Origin of the sequence: Streptomyces odonnellii (assembly GCF_000981895.1) — a bacterium.
GTDB lineage: Bacteria > Actinomycetota > Actinomycetes > Streptomycetales > Streptomycetaceae > Streptomyces > Streptomyces odonnellii.
In genome coordinates this window covers 1-14,719 of record NZ_LATD01000228.1, presented here as the reverse complement: position 1 = coordinate 14,719, position 14,719 = coordinate 1, and the positions used below count along the sequence as shown (strand labels likewise).

Here is a 14,719-nt window from a genome sequence, read left to right as displayed (position 1 = left end):
GCTGGGGGAGGGAACGGGGGGTCATGATGCGGCGCGCAGGTGGCGGGTGCGGCCGTCCCAGTGGACGTGGGTGGTCACGGCCGCGGTGCCTTCGGCTCGGCGTACTTCGTAGGTGTCCAGGGCGGGAACCTCAGGGAAGAATCCCCACAGGGCGTGGCCAGTCATGACGAAATCGAGGTCCAGACGGACCAGAAGCGCCATCAGTTCACCGATGGTCCGGTGGTCGACTTTGGCGAAGGCGTCATCCAGGAGGATCAGCCGCAGGGCCCGGCCGGTGTCGGGCAGGCTGCTGAGGTAGGCGTCGGCGGCGGCGAACAGGGTCACGTAGGACACGAAGCGGGTCTCGCCCTGTGAGAGCTTGGCCCGGCGGCTGATCTTGCGTTCCTGGCCCGGTTCGGGACCGGTGATGAAGGCGTCCACGACATGCCAGGCCCGGTAGTCGAGAGCCGTGTGCAGGTGGGTGGCGTATCCGGCCTGGGGGTCAGCACTGTATGCGGTGTCCACGAGCGCCTTGAGCCGGCTGATGAGTTCTTCGGATTCCGTTTCCCGCAGCACATGGACGTCGCGTTTCATCAGCTCTTTGATCCGCGTGATGTGCTCGTTGGCCGAATCGGCCAGGCGCCAGCGGACCTTGACGCCGATGCCGTGGCTGGTGGTGATGGGCTGAAGCGAGGTGTTCATCGCCTTGATCAGACTTTCAGCCTCGAGGATGCGGTTGCGGAGTTCTTCGGCCATCCCGCCCAGGACGAAGTTGTGAAAGGCAGTGCGCTCACGCTGGGTCAGTGCGCCGCGTCCGCGGTCACGTCGTTCACGCAGTTCGGCGGCGGCATCGGCGATGTGGCGCCGTCCGCTGGCATCAGTCAGTTCCACGACATGGAGTTCGTCCTCGATCGTGACGGTCACATCGTAGGCGCCCGCGGTGTTGCGTTCCAGCACCGACTGGGCGCGTACCAGTGCTGTGGCATCGGCGGTGCTGTCCGGCCGCTGCACCGCTGCCCGGACTTCGCCCATCACCGCCAGGACGTCGTCCGCACTGGCGCGCGCCGACAGCAGTACTGCAGGAGCAACCGCGCCCGGCACCAGGGCCACGGCCAGAGCCGGATGACTCAAGCGCCCGTGCAGCGCCTTGGCTTGCCGGACGAGAGCTCCCTGTGCCTCGTATGCTTTCTCCCGGGCGCCCTGAGCCTTCTCCTTGGCTGCGGCCACCTGACCGGTCAGGTCGAGTACCTGGCTGCTGGTGCGCTGCAGGGTCTCTTTGGTCCGCTTCAGCTCCCGCTCGGCTGCGTCGAGACGGTCGTGCACCTCCTGAGGGCTGGATCCGAGGCTCTCCCGCAACGCGGCCAGAGCCGAGGCCTCCCGCGACCAGTTCAGGGCTGCCGACCCGGCATGCTCCTCTGCCTCACTGCGGCGGCCGCGGACCGCGTGCAAGCCCGCCAGCAGAAGCTGCTGGCGGGCGAGATGCTTCTTGACCGCTTCACCGGCGCGGTCCACATTCCGGCACATGGTCTGTGACTGCTCCGCACAGGCCTGCATGGTCCGCAGACCGTCTGCGTCGTCGGGCATTCCCAGGGCCGCACAGACCTCGCGGTGGCTGCGCTGGCGGGCCGTCCAGGCCCGCTGCATCCGCTCCGCCTCCTCCGCGAGCACGCCTGCTTGCCTGCGGCCGGCGACGGCATCTGTGCGGGCTGAGGCGGCCTGCAGGCGCAGCGTCGCGAGCTGTACGGAGCGCGGAGCCTCCATCAGGTGGCTCTCCAGGTCCCGCAGCCCGGCCTCCAGGGCATCCTGCTGCTCGCTGCGCGCCTGTGCCGCCTGCTGCAACTGCTCAAGCAGTACGTCGATCTCGGCGAGACGGGCCGCACGGGCGGCCGCCCGCGCGGTGGCGCCGACATAGCGGGCGGTTGCGGGCAGGTGACGTCCGCTCAGAGGACCGTTGCCCCACGAACCGTCGGACGACACCCAGGTGGGGTGCCCCGGACTCAGAGCGACCTGATCCAGGACGGCGTTGACGCGCGCCACCTCCCTGCTGTCGCTCCTGGCCGGGACCAGCAGCGTGCGCAGCGAGCGCAGTGCCGGGGGACCGCCGGTTCCCAGCAGCAGCTGGCCGTTGCCGACGACCACGTCGCCGTCCTGCGTGAGGACGCCGTACAGCAGCCCCGAGGCCAGCAGGGCGCCTTCCACGCCGGCCCGTATGGGTGCGTCGACCTCGGGACGGAATTCCAGCAGCTGCCACAGTGCCGGTGCACCGGGGGGCGGGCTGTCCAGCCAGTCGGGCACCGCGGGCGGTACATCCCGCTCCGCGCGCAGTTCGCCGGCTTCGGCCAGCAGTTGCTTGCGTCGGGCCTGTTCCTGCTGTGCCTGTGCGGCCAGTGCGGCCGTCTGCTGTGCGTGCAGGGCTCGGGCAGGCGCGGCCACCTGGTGGGCGAGAGCGTCCAGACGGGCCAGTTCACGGTCGGCTTCCGGGCCGGCCGGCACGTCACCGGCCAGGGCTTCGATGTCGTCCAGGAGGGTGGCGACGGCCGTGCTGTACCAGTCGACGCCGCCCAGCAGGCGCTGTGAGCGCGCGGATGAAGTCCAGGTCCGCCAGTCCACGGCCAGATTCGCTGCCGCTTCATCGCGGCTGGTTTCTGCCTGTTCGGCTTTGCCTTCGGCCGTGACAGCGTCTGCGGCGGCGTCTTCGGCCCGGTCCTGTGCGCGCCGTACTTTCTCGAGGGAGGACGCCAGCTCATTGGCCTCGCCGGCGCGCGCGGCTGCCTGCTGGGCCCGGGTGGCCGCAGCGGAGCGCAGGGCGGCCATCGCCGCGCGCAGTTCGTCGGTTGTCTCAGTGATGTGCTCCGGGGCGGGGACGAGGCACAGTGCCGCCGGGCGGCTGACGGGCTCCGGGTCGGCATCCGCTGTGGTGCGCACCGGCTCTACCACGGGGTCCGGCGGCCGCACTTCAACGCCGGGGGCAAGGGGCAGCGGGGTATTGAGACCTGCGCGGACCAGCAGTTCACCGGCCTGCTGGGCGATCTCGGCCGCCTCGTCCGCCGCGCTCTTGGCATCCTGGGCCGCTTCGTTGCACGCATCGGCGCTACGCTGTTCTTCCTCGCGGGCCCCCTTGGCGGTGGCCATGGCGTTGCGGGCGGCCGCTTCCAGAGCCTGCAGGGTGCTGAGGCGTTCGCTGAGTTCCCGGGCAGCCTTGTACTCGCTCGACTGCCGGATTCCGGCGACAGTTGCTTCCAGTTCATCGCGGTAGCCGTCCAGTTCACTGCTTTTGGCTACCGCGTCGGCGTGGTCGCGGACGAGCTGGAGGTATGTCTTCTCCCGTTGTGCGGCCGTCGCGTCGGTGTCCCGGGCGAGAACGGCCGCAGCCTGGGTGCGGTCACTGGCAGTAATACAGACGCCCGTGGCGTAGCGGGTGTAGACCCGGAGGAAGTCCGCGACGTGACCGTAGGCGGTTTCCAGCCGGGCCAGCGCGGCCCGGGTCTCTTCCAGCCCGTCGAGTTCTTCACCTGCTGTAGCGATGGCCTTGTCGGACAGAGGGGGCAGGGCGTCGGAAAGGATCTGGGGCAGGCGGCCTTCGTCGATGCGATTGCCCACGTCGGGCGAGCGCAGTGTGTGCAGCAGCTGCAGCAGTCCCGTGTACCGCTCGCGTCCCTGGCCGCCGTGGAGCCCGAAGACAGCCGTGCGTACCCGGTCCCGGTGGACGTCGGGAGATGAGGTCAGACGGTCCGCTCCGATGACGGCGGTCAGACCTTCCTTTGACAACGGGACCCGGCTGGTGTCGAGAAGGACCAGGTCCTCATCGACCCGCAGGGGGGTGAGGAAGTACCAGGCCTTCGCTTCCGCAGTGCTGTGTGAGAAGCGGATCAGGGCACCTGTGGTCAGAAACTCCGTGCGCTGTTCACTGCCGGTGTCCTCCACGTCGCGGGTGAGCTCCAGCCACACATATCCGAGCCGGTTGGTCTGGCCGTCGCCGCCCGCCCGCATCAGGTCCTCCAGCCGGACCTTGCCGGACCCGGTGGCATCCATGCGGCGCCGGTCGGCGTCCAGGACGAATGGCAACAGCATCTCCAGGGCCCGGGACTTGCCGGACCCGTTCGAGCCCCGCAGCACCAGGCGGCCGCCGGAGAGAGTGAAGCGCTGGTCGAAGTAGAACCAGACGTTGACGATTCCTGCTCGGTTCAGCCGCCACCGGTACGGATGGGCTGCACTGGTGTGTGCTCGCCCGCCCGCGGGGCTGTCGGATTTGCGCGGTCCGGGAAAGGCGAGGGCACTCATAGCGTCTTCCTGAGGAAGGACTCGGTGAACAGCGTGTCGGAAGGCGGTGCGTCGGCGCCATCGGGCGCTGTATTGGCCAGCCGCCGTGCTGCGCGGGTCGGCTGAGCGTGCGGTTGGGGCCGGTAGCGGGCCGCTGCCGGGTGCAGCACCAGACCTTCGGGCAGGCTGCGGGCCAGCGACATGGATTCCAGCAGAGCCACGACCTCCTTCTGCAGACGGGCCGGATCGGCGATATAGGCACCGGCCCAGGCTCTGGCGTAGCGCGAGGCGAGGCCGTCCAGTTCACTGCGGACCGTGTCCCACGGTGTCAGGAGGCCCGGGACATCTGCCGTGCTCCCGGTGACGTGGTGACCCGCCGTCGGCCGTGCCAGATCGGTCAGTGCATCGGTCAGCAGCAGCGCTGCCTGGCGCACGGTGCCCGGGCCCGGATAGGCCACATCACTGAGGGTCCCTTCGGTGTCATAGGCCAGAGCTCCCTCCGCCCTGACCTCAAGCGTCAGCCCGAAGTGCTCTTCCAGAAGACGCGTCAGCTCCGAGCGTTCCCGGGAGAGGACATCACGTTCGTCCTCCGGCAGCTCTTCCCGCTTCACCAGCGGATTCTCTACCAGCCGGCGCCGCAGACTGCGCCGGGGCTCGGATGCCCCGCTCGGCAGATGAGCCGCCAAGTCAGTCAGAGAGGCCACATTGCGCAACGGGCGGGGGAGCACATGCGGCAGCAGGGGGCGGTGGATCTGCAGCACGCCCTCCTCGCGCCGTTCACTCCACGCGGACAGCGATCCGTCGGTCTCGGTCAGCACACCCCAGTCGATGAGAAGTCCGACGGCCTGGACCAGGCGGCGGTTTTCCGAGGGGGTGTCGCGCAGTTCGACCCCGGCTGAGGCGGCGTCGGCCCGTACCTGTTCGACCAGCGAGGAGATCAGCAGCCACTCCCCGGTGCCGGGCGTGAGCAATGCGGCACACGCCAGCGAGAACAGCGCGTAGGTCTGCGGAGTGAAGGGCGGGCTGTCTCCCCGCTGGACGGGCCGAAGCGGACTGTCCGGGCTCGGGGGCGTCTTCACCAGCCGGGCAAAGGAGGTCTCGACGATGAGGTGATAGCTCAGGAGCTTGGCGAAGGTGGACCGCAATGCGGCGGAATGCCTGCGGACCACAGCCAGCTCGTCCGGCTGCCGGTGCGACGTCAGCACCGGGCAGGCCAGCAGCGTGCGGGCTGCCAGGCGCCGCTCCGCCGCCTCGTGCTGCGCGGTGGAGCCGGCCGGCATGGTGATCGCGCTCACTGGATGCCTCCTGCGGGCGGGAGCGGCTGCCCGCCCTCGCCCGCGTCTTCATCTGCCGCGCTTTCGCCCGGTGCATCAACGGGGCGGGCCTCGTCGGCGGCAAAGGCGTTGAGAGCCAGACACAAGAAGGTTGTGTCGCCGTCGTCCGATCTGATCACGGTGTCGGTGTCCGACTCCGCGACGTCCACGGCGACATTGAGATCGACGTCGTCCACGCGCACCGTTTCTGACGGACTGAGTTCCTTGGCCAGCGCCATGGACACCATTTCCAGCAGCAGGTCACGGGCCGCAGGAGTGAGGTGTGCTCCGTCCAGCGGACCGGCAGCGGCGAGTTCGGCCCCGGCCATCAGCCGGGCCGCGAGTTCCTGCGCGGCCTCTTCCAGCAGACGGACGATGTCGATACCGGGGTCGGGCACCCGCGCGGTGCGTCCGCGTGCTGTGCGGTCGCCGCGCTCCCGCAAGGAGACCGGGACATCCACTGGGCCGGCGTCCCACCACGAGGTCGAAGCGGTGTCACGGGGATCGGCCTCGTCGGGACCGAAGCTCACATGGCGCGCGGGATAGGCGCCGAAGGCGGCTGAGAAGCCGCGATGGGCCTCTTCGACACTGGCCTGCGCGAACAGGCCGGCCAGGTGCATCAGATCGCTGCGCCTGGCCCCTCCGGTGCCGCCGGGAGTGAGCATGCGCCGCGCGTTGGTGAGCAACTGCCCCAGAGCAGACTCGGCCGCCACCCGCAGCTGCGCCGGCCCGGACATGCCGCCGTCGCCGCCGCTGTACCAGGCCTGCAGCTCCGCCCAGTCGTTGTGCTGCCGTCCGGGCAGCCGCTCGACGGGGGCGCCGTCCGCGGAAGCCAGGCCCGGCAGGCCGTCCAGGGCGCTCAGGACATGGTCCAGGACCGGCTGGAGGTCTTCCAGGCATTTCAGGACCGCGGGTGAGTGCCGGGAGACGTCGGTGTCGATGAGGTGGACGTATTCCAGCAGCAGGCCCTTGAACGACGCGTACTCCTCACCGGCCAGGTCGTAGCGGACCAGCACGGACGACAGATAGGCGTAGAAGTCGCGGATGCTGTCGGCGAAGTACGCCTGGTTGGTGAAGACGGTGGTGACATCGGCCGCCAGAGCCTCGGCGTCGATGGTGCGGGGATGGTGTGCCTGGCGGAGGATCTTCGACAGCAATGCGGCCATGCTGCCGAGCAGTTCGCGTGCCACTTCCCGCGCGCCGTCGCGCATCTGCAGGACCTTGGTGACCTGCCGGTGGACCGTGCCGCCGAGCCGGGTGACTTGGAAACGTGCCCGGGTGTAGCGCAGCGCGGCGACTGTGGGAACACGAGGATCGCGTGCGGACGGCATGAGGTTCTTCCAGCGGACCAGGCTGCTGCACCGGTTCTCCGCATCCTCCGGGGACAGGTCAATGCCGCGCTTCGCCAGGGCCTCGCTGATCTCCGCGGCAGACAGGTCGGTCAGCAGCGTCTGCGTGAACTGGTCCATGACGGCGAGGTATTCGGCCGCATTGTCGGCCGTCACATACCGGAAGAGATCGCGCCGCTCGTCTAACTCGTCTTCGGAGCCGTTTTCGTCTCCGAAGTAGCCTTCCTCCACTCCCGCCCCCTCTGGCTCTTTCTCGGCCGCAAGAGGCCAGGAAAGTGCCGATGATCAGGTTAGGGCGGGAAGCTCCTGTTTCCCTGCGATCGATCGGTAAAAAAAGAAAATGATCGATTTTGACAGGGCGTCTCAGTCTGGAGGGTGGGCTAGCGGAGCAGGCCGGAGGGATCCTCCGGTATGGAGACGTGCCTGCCCGCGTCCCGCATCTGCCGCAGGAGCTTGTAGGCATCGGTGTGGGTGATGTCGCCCGCGCTGCATCCGTGGGCTACCACGTCCTGCGTTTCCAGAGTGGTGATGCCCTGGCGCCGGGCGTGATCGCACGCTGCGCGGTCGTCGCTGAGCCGGAAGGAACTCCTGAAGTCCGCCCAGCGCTGGATGATGTGCAGTGTCTGGGCCTCCCCCAGATGCTGCAGGGGTGCGCTGGCGGAGCCTCCGAACGCGGCCCGGCGTACGCGTTCGACCAGATCGGCCTCGGAATCCTGGATTTCCAGAGGATCCCCGAGCCAGCCGTCGAAGGCCACGTCGGCGAGCCGGGCGTAGGTGCTCTGGGCTGATCTGCTCGCTTCGTAGGCGACGGCTTCGGTCCATCGCCCCCGCCCGTTGAGAATGCTTTTGAGTAGATCGAGGGCGTTGACGGAGGCGAAGTTGCACAGCACAGTGTTGTCGGGAAACCACCAAGAGGTCACGGATAGAATGCCAGTTCTGCTGGACTGGTTGCCGGGGCATCGGGCTGCAGAGTGCTGTACTGGGCCTCAGGACCCGGACGGAAGAGGTCCAGCAGACGGTCGGAGTCCAGCCCGGTCACCGTGGAGACGAGCCGGATGCTGATGTCCCCCCGGACATAGGCGGAAATCGCCAGTTTAGCCAGGCTTGCGGAGTACCAGCCGTCGCCCGCCTGCTGGGCGTATCGCATGTGCCGGCCGGGGTCTCCTGCGTGCTCGGCCGCTGTGCGGGTGGTGGCAGCTGACCATGAGCGGCGCTGTTCGTCACTGATGATGCCGAGGGTGCGCAGACGCGTCGCCATCGCGCTGGGGGAGACCTGGTACTCCCAGGACAGGGACAGCAGTGCTTCCCTGCTCGGGCTCCCGGCGTTTTTGGCGCTGTGCTCCAGTTCCGTGTGCGGCATGAGCAATTCGGTGGCGAATGCGTTGGCCCTGATCTCTGTCTGGCTCTGGTCGATGCTGGGGGCAACGCGCTCGGTGAGCGGGTGGTCGGTGGCGTCGCCGGCCAGGATGTGGCCCAGCTCATGGGCAAGCGTGAAGCGTTGGCGTGTCCACATGTCCGTACGGCCGACCAGCATGAGACGGAAGTCGCCTGTGTCCCATGACAACCCGTCGAGGCCATCGGGCAGGTCGGTGGCTGCGACGACCAGACCGAAGGCTTTCTCCCACTGCTCGGCGAGTCCCCGCGCGGTGATACCACGTGGGCTCCGGCCGATCATGGCGGCAGCGCCTTGGGCCAGATCGGAGCCTTGTGTGAGGAGGTCGCTTCCGCCGGGCAGGGGGAGCAGTTGCGGCAGCTCCAGACGGTATCCGACGCCCGCCAGAGCGTCGATGCTCTCCGCGTAGCGGAGAGCCGCAGCCTTGCTGTCATCCGGTGCCGCTACACCGCGGGCGCGGGTGCGCGCGGCCATCGCCGTGGCCTTGCGGGGCTCGGTGCCGTTCAGCAGCCAGTCGACGGTCGTGTGTCCCTGCTCGGCAATGAGTGCCAGCTCCAGGGAGGTGAAACGCCGTGTGCCCTTGAGGGATTTGCTGAGCTTGTCAGCGCTCATTCCTATACGTCGCGCGAACTCCGCCTGCCTGTCGCCGACGCTGTCGAGTACCTGGCGCACTCGCGCATGCAACGATTCCGTCATCACCCCACCATAATCGAGCGTTGCGAAAATCGCAATGATTCGATTGCGGGTGATCGCGATTGATCGAATGTGGTCACTGTGGGGCTCCCGGGCGCCAGTGAATAATGCAGCCGCTCTGTGTAACGGCCTGTGCCGCCTCGTATGGCGCGGGTTCCACGCCTGCGCATCCTGGTTCCCTAGAGCTCGCCCGAGACCGATCCCGGGTGGATCTTCGTAACCTTCGGCTATCCCGAGGTGCGGCCGGCAGGGAACGGATTTTGGCGGGGCGAGGATCCCTGGCTGTGTTGGGTTGGGGCCGGGCGTGATCGAGGAACCTGGAACGAGGCTGCGGGCGACCGCACTTGAAGAATCTTTCCTGCGGGGCGGCGGCCGATTCTCGCGCGTCGAGCGCGTCGGCGGATGCGGGACTGCGTGCGCGGCCTGCTGGGTCCGGTCGTCGAACTGCGGCCTACCGGAGACGGAGGTCACTGCCGCCGTCGCGGAACCTCACCGCGCACCTGGTGGTCGCGTGCCACTCGCTTCAGGCTCTCTCGCAGCGGCGGAGCCGCCCCCGATTCCAGCCGTGGCCGCCAGGGGCCGGTCGTTCAATTGACGCAAAACATACCTCCGTTGCTCAACAACACTTAATATGGCGACCTGCGTTTCCGGCTCAGATGCCTCACCAGCATGCGGACACACCGCACGCCACACCTCTGTCCACTCCGGACGGGGAGATACGGAGCAACTCCTCCCGTGCATCTCGACAGCTATTCCGCGGGCGGCTTCCGCTCCCTGACTCACGTCAAAGACATCCCGGTCAGCCGGCCCACCGTCCTGGTCGGCCGCAACGACGGAGGCAAGAGCGCGGTGCTCACCGCGCTGGCCTTCCTCCTGGGCACGCATCGCCTGACAGATGAGGACCGGACCTACGTACAGGGCGCGGACGCCAAGGGGCAGCGCTGCGCGGAAACGTGGGTGGAGGGTGAGTTCAGGCTGGATGCCGGGGAACAGGCCCGCAGCGGTTTCCCCGAACGGGTACGCATCCGCCGGCGATCGCTCCTGGGGGAGGCCGCTTGCTGGGAGTACTTCGGCAGTCAGCCCGCCGATTCCCGGCTGCGTGACCTGGACCGGCTGCTCAAGCCTGCGCTGGCTGAACTCGTGGCTGAGTACGGTCTGTCTCCGACGGGAACTCTCAGGGATGACCTGCGGGCTGCTCTGGCCGCATACGCCAAGAGCGTGCCCCAGGTGGATGAGTGGCAGATGCTCCCCAAGAGCCTTGAGGAACGGCTGCCGCGGCTCCTGTCGTTCGGGGGAAAGGACGAGAGCCCCGACGACGCCGTGCGTACCGCTCTCAGCAGCAGTTACAAGACACACCTGGAGGACGAGAGCCTTCAGGGCCGCGTCCGGGAGATCGAGGGAGAGATCAACCAGCGGTTGGAGAAGGAGGCCGACTCCCTCTGCCAGCACATCCGTCAGCACTGCGCCGAGTACGTCAGAGTCGACGTGAAGCCTGTGGTCTCCTTCAAGGGAGGATTCCAGGGCGCTCCACTCCATGTTTCCCGGGCCGACGGTGAACCCGTGGACCTGACACGTGCGGGGCAGGGCAGCACCCGCCGCATCGCCCTGGCTGTGTGGGAGTGGACCAGCAATCTCCTGGAAAGCACCGAACTGGCCGCGTCAGGGGAGCCGGAGAGCGAGGAGCGCACGCAGACCATCGTTGTCTACGACGAGCCCGACACCCACCTCGACTACCGCCACCAGCGCACCGTCATGGAGATCATCCGCAAGCAGTGCGCGCTGCCGCACGTCAGCGTCATGGTCGCCACCCACTCGATGAACTTCATCGACGGCGTAGACATCGCCGACGTCGTACACCTCAGCCTCGGCCCCAGCGGCCGCACCGTTGTGGAGCGGCTCGAGGACGACCAGCATGACGGCATCGACTTCCACCTCGGCCAGATCGCGGCCTCTCTGGGCCTGCGCAACTCCGTCCTTCTGCACGAACGCTGCTTCCTGGCCGTCGAAGGGGACACCGAACAGCAGAACCTGCCCCTGCTGTTCCGTCTCTCCCAGAACATGTCCCTGCAGGCAGCAGGAATCGCCCTGTGGGGATGCGAGAACAACGAAGGTGCCCTGCACCTGGCCCGCTACCTCGTCAAACACCAGCGCACGGTCATGCTGATGGTGGATGCCGACAGCCGCACCAACAAGCTGTTCAAAGACGAACGCCTCAGGCGGTTCGGCCTCGACCTCGACACCCAGGTGTCCTACGTCGGAGAGGCCGAGGGCTACAACGAACTCGAAGAACTCTTCAGTGACGAGCAGTGGGCCGCCGCCGCCAACGCCCGCTGGCCCCGGCCCGCCCCGCTGACATGGAGCGCCGGCGACTTCACCGCTCACCGCGACGGCAAGAAGTTCAGCGCCCGCATCCTCGACATGATCAAAAACGAAGCGGGAGAGAACAGCCCCAAAGGCAAACCCGCCATGGTCTACGGGCTGGCCACCACCCTCACCACCCCCCAGGACGTACCCCAGCAACTGCGGGAAATCTTCGCCCAATTGCAAGAACTGGCTCACTGACCCGGCGCCGGCCGCTGGGCACGACGCGCCCGCATACGCTCCTTGCGCTGCTCATCGGTCGGTGTTTCCCAGACATGCCAGCCCACCCCTTCCACCCATTGACGGGCATGGGAGCGAGCACCGATCCCACACCACCTGCACCCGCCCGGCGCGGGAAAACAGCCAGCACGAGCAGACTTCGGAGAGGTCATCTCTCCTCCTTCCCACCCCTCTATCTTCCCTGCCAGCACTGACAATCACGCTTTGTAACGTAGCCCGTCAGCCCTATCTCCCGGCCCCCTCCAGCCCGCAGAAACCTTCCTCCCATCTGCATCTATCTCCACTCAAGCAGCGATGTTTATCCGAAAACCCACCCACATCAGAGGAAGCCTGGCTACGGTCACTTCACATGAGGTTTTTACACACTTCGGACTGGCATCTGGGACGCCGGTTCCACGGGGAAGACCTGATCAACGCCCAGCGCAAGGTCCTCAACCACATCTGCGACACCGCCCGCACCGAGCAGGTGGACGCCCTGCTGGTCGCGGGGGACATCTACGACCGTGCCATTCCCAGTCTGGACGCGGTACGCCTGTTCAGCCGTGCTCTGCACCGGCTCGCAGACCTGGGCATACCGACCATCATGATCAGCGGGAATCATGATTCCGCACACCGCCTTGGCGTCGGCTCCGGCCTCCTGGCCCGAGCCGGGGTGCACCTGATGACCGACCCGGCCGACGTCGCCACCCCCATCCTGCTGAACACCCCAACCGGCCCCGCCGCCGTCTACGGGGTGCCCTACCTCGAGCCCACCCTGGTCCGCCCACACTTTGAGGCCGAAGCCGCCTCCCACCAAGCCGTTCTCGCCTCGGCCCTGGACCAGATCCGCGCCGACCTGGCAACCCGGCCCGCCAGCACCCGCTCCGTCGTGCTGGCCCACGCCTTCATCACCGGCTCGACCGGCTGCCCCAGTGAGCGCGACATCAGCGTCGGCGGCGTCGACCACGCCGCCGCGAGTGTCTTCGACGGCATCGACTACGTCGCACTGGGCCACCTCCACGGCGCCCAGCAGGTCAACGACCGCATCCACTACAGCGGCTCCCCGCTGGCCTACTCCTTCTCCGAAACCGGGCACAGCAAATCCCTGACCCTCATCAACCTGCCCGCCGACGCCGCACCTGCCATCACCCGCACCACACTGCCCGCAGACCTGCAACTGCCGCTTGCCCGCCTGACAGGCCGCCTGGAAGACCTGCTGACCGACCCGGCCCACGAATCCCTGACCGAGTCCTGGCTGCACATCACCCTCACCGACACCGCCCGCCCCTACGAACCCATGGCCCGCCTCAAACAGCGCTTCCCCCACACCCTGCACATCGAGCACATTCCCACTGCCATCCCTGCCCAGACCACCACCAGCCCCACCTACAGCGAGCGGCTGCGAGGCCGCAGCGACCTTGACATTACCCACGACTTCATCACCACCGTGCGGGGCACCCAGCCCACTGACGAAGAACGCCTCCTCCTCCAGGAAGCAATCGACAACTCCCGCGTCAGCGCCAAGGAGAAGGAATCCGTCTGACATGCGCCTGCACATCCTGCACCTGCAGGCATTCGGCCCCTTCGCCGCCACCCACACTGTCGACTTCGACACCCTCTCCCGCGACGGCCTCTTCCTCCTGCACGGCGACACCGGCGCCGGCAAGAGCACCCTGTTCGCCGCGATCTGCGTAGCCCTCTACGGCGAACCACCCACCGATCGCAATCTCCAGCTGCGCAGCGACCACGCCGCTGCCGACCTCCTGACCGAGGTGACACTTGAGGTCACCCTCGCCGGGAAGCGCCTACGGATCCGGCGCATCCCCGCCCAGATGAAGCCGAAAGTCCGAGGGAAGGGCACCACCCCGCAAAAGGCTGAAACCTACCTCAGCGAATGGGCCCTGGACCCTTTCGGCCACGGCCGCTGGGAAGCGCTGAGCAAGTCCCACCGGGAAGCCGCAGACGAGATCAAGGAGCTACTGGGCATGAGCCGGCAGCAGTTCTGCCAGGTCGTCCTCCTGCCACAGAACGAGTTCACCACATTCCTGCGCGCAGATGCTTCCGACCGCAAAGACCTGCTCGGCAAGCTCTTCCACACCCACCGCTTCGGATCCATCGAGGACTGGCTGGCAGGACGAAAGAACACACTCGCCAAACAACGCGACGAAGCACGTGCGGATGTCCTGCGCCTGGCCGAACGCATCCAGCAGGAAGCCAGGGCGGACCTTGAGCCCGAACAGAGCGCACCTCTGGCCTCCGACCCCGCCACCCTCACCGGCCCCGCCCTCACTTGGGCAACCGCACTGCACAGCAAGGCAACCACCCACGAACAGGACGCAGCCACCGCCGCTGGCCTTGCAGAGACTGAACTGGCAGCCTTCCGCGACAAGGAGCGCACCGTACGCGACCTTGCGGCCAATCAGGAGGCGCACCGCGCAGCGCACCGTCAGCTCGAGACGCTGGAGGAACAGGCAGAGCGGCAGGCCGATCTCAATCAGCGACGGCAACGCGCCCTCCACGGACAGAAGGTCGCCCCGTTCCTGAACGCCGCGACTGCCGCCGCAGCCCAGCACATCCATGCGCAGGACAACGAGCGCGACGCCCGCACCCACCTGAACGATGAGCACGCCACCCTCGCTCCCGCCGAGCTCACCGACGCCGGACAGCAGATGCGTGCGGACATCGGGGCCCTGCATGCGCTGCTGCCCGACGAAGCCACCCTGCAGCAGTACCAGACGGATCTGCAGAAACTGGATGACGAACGCCAGGAACTGGCCCAAGACCTGCGCGACGCTGAAGCCTGGCTCAACGATGCACCGCAGCGCCGTGCAGACCTCCTCGTCCGCCTTGAAGCTGCCCGCACCACAGAGGAAGCCGTTCGCGGACACACCACCGCTCTGGCACTGTCAGCGGGCCGCTTGGACGCAGCGAAACGCCGTGACACCTACGTCCAGCAAATCACCAAGGCCGAAGAAGCCCTCCTCAACGCACAGACCGCGACGAGGAAAGCCGCCCAGGAACATATCGACATCCGACGCAGCCGCACCGACGGCATGGCCGCCGAACTCGCCCTACAGCTCACCGAAGGCGAACCCTGTATGGTCTGCGGTTCGCCCACCCACCCCAACCCTGCATCCCCTCACTCCGACCAG

At 67.5% G+C, this 14,719-nt stretch carries 8 protein-coding genes; 3 read left to right on the top strand and 5 right to left on the bottom strand.

The genetic code is table 11. The annotated features are described in order from the left end of the window. Window positions 1–21 precede the first annotated feature (21 nt). The 5 genes from WH07_RS21320 to WH07_RS21300 all read right to left on the bottom strand — a co-directional run bounded on the left by WH07_RS21320 (window position 22) and on the right by WH07_RS21300 (window position 8,990). The gene (locus WH07_RS21320; protein ID WP_052744503.1) at window positions 22–4,260 is read right to left on the bottom strand and encodes a TIGR02680 family protein; all 4,239 of its coding nucleotides are present in this window, start codon (window positions 4,258–4,260) and stop codon (window positions 22–24) included. Continuing rightward, on the bottom strand, window positions 4,257–5,534 hold the full coding sequence (locus tag WH07_RS21315) for a TIGR02678 family protein (RefSeq protein ID WP_063775803.1): 1,278 nt from the start codon (window positions 5,532–5,534) through the stop codon (window positions 4,257–4,259). The genes WH07_RS21320 and WH07_RS21315 overlap by 4 nt, the downstream gene beginning before the upstream one ends. Continuing rightward, a complete protein-coding gene (locus WH07_RS21310; RefSeq protein WP_052744502.1) occupies window positions 5,531–7,132 on the bottom strand; it encodes a DUF2397 domain-containing protein in 1,602 nt (533 codons plus the stop codon). The genes WH07_RS21315 and WH07_RS21310 overlap by 4 nt, the downstream gene beginning before the upstream one ends. Before the next feature lie 149 nt (window positions 7,133–7,281). Next, window positions 7,282–7,821 (bottom strand): hypothetical protein, encoded by a 540-nt coding sequence (locus WH07_RS21305; protein WP_046502382.1) that lies wholly within the window; start codon window positions 7,819–7,821, stop codon window positions 7,282–7,284. Next, the gene (locus tag WH07_RS21300) at window positions 7,818–8,990 is read right to left on the bottom strand and encodes a helix-turn-helix domain-containing protein (protein ID WP_079023417.1); all 1,173 of its coding nucleotides are present in this window, start codon (window positions 8,988–8,990) and stop codon (window positions 7,818–7,820) included. The genes WH07_RS21305 and WH07_RS21300 overlap by 4 nt, the downstream gene beginning before the upstream one ends. A 732-nt stretch (window positions 8,991–9,722) precedes the next feature. Here WH07_RS21300 and WH07_RS21295 point away from each other — a divergent pair. The 3 genes from WH07_RS21295 to WH07_RS21285 all read left to right on the top strand — a co-directional run. Further along, complete coding sequence (locus WH07_RS21295; protein WP_046502379.1) at window positions 9,723–11,549, top strand: ATP-dependent nuclease; 1,827 nt, start codon at window positions 9,723–9,725, stop codon at window positions 11,547–11,549. Window positions 11,550–11,937: 388 nt separating this feature from the next. Continuing rightward, window positions 11,938–13,110 (top strand): exonuclease SbcCD subunit D, encoded by a 1,173-nt coding sequence (locus WH07_RS21290; protein WP_046502377.1) that lies wholly within the window; start codon window positions 11,938–11,940, stop codon window positions 13,108–13,110. 1 nt (window position 13,111) lies between these two features. Further along, window positions 13,112–14,719, top strand: a 1,608-nt coding sequence (locus WH07_RS21285) for an AAA family ATPase (RefSeq protein ID WP_046502374.1), incomplete at its 3' end; no start/stop codon positions are given.

Bases quoted from the DNA above. Each gene is read 5' to 3' on its own strand.
- WH07_RS21320 (WP_052744503.1), bottom strand. From the start codon at position 4,260: ATGAGTGCCCTCGCCTTTCCCGGACCGCGCAAATCCGACAGCCCCGCG.
- WH07_RS21300 (WP_079023417.1), bottom strand. From the start codon at position 8,990: ATGACGGAATCGTTGCATGCGCGAGTGCGCCAGGTACTCGACAGCGTC.
- WH07_RS21290 (WP_046502377.1), top strand. From the start codon at position 11,938: ATGAGGTTTTTACACACTTCGGACTGGCATCTGGGACGCCGGTTCCAC.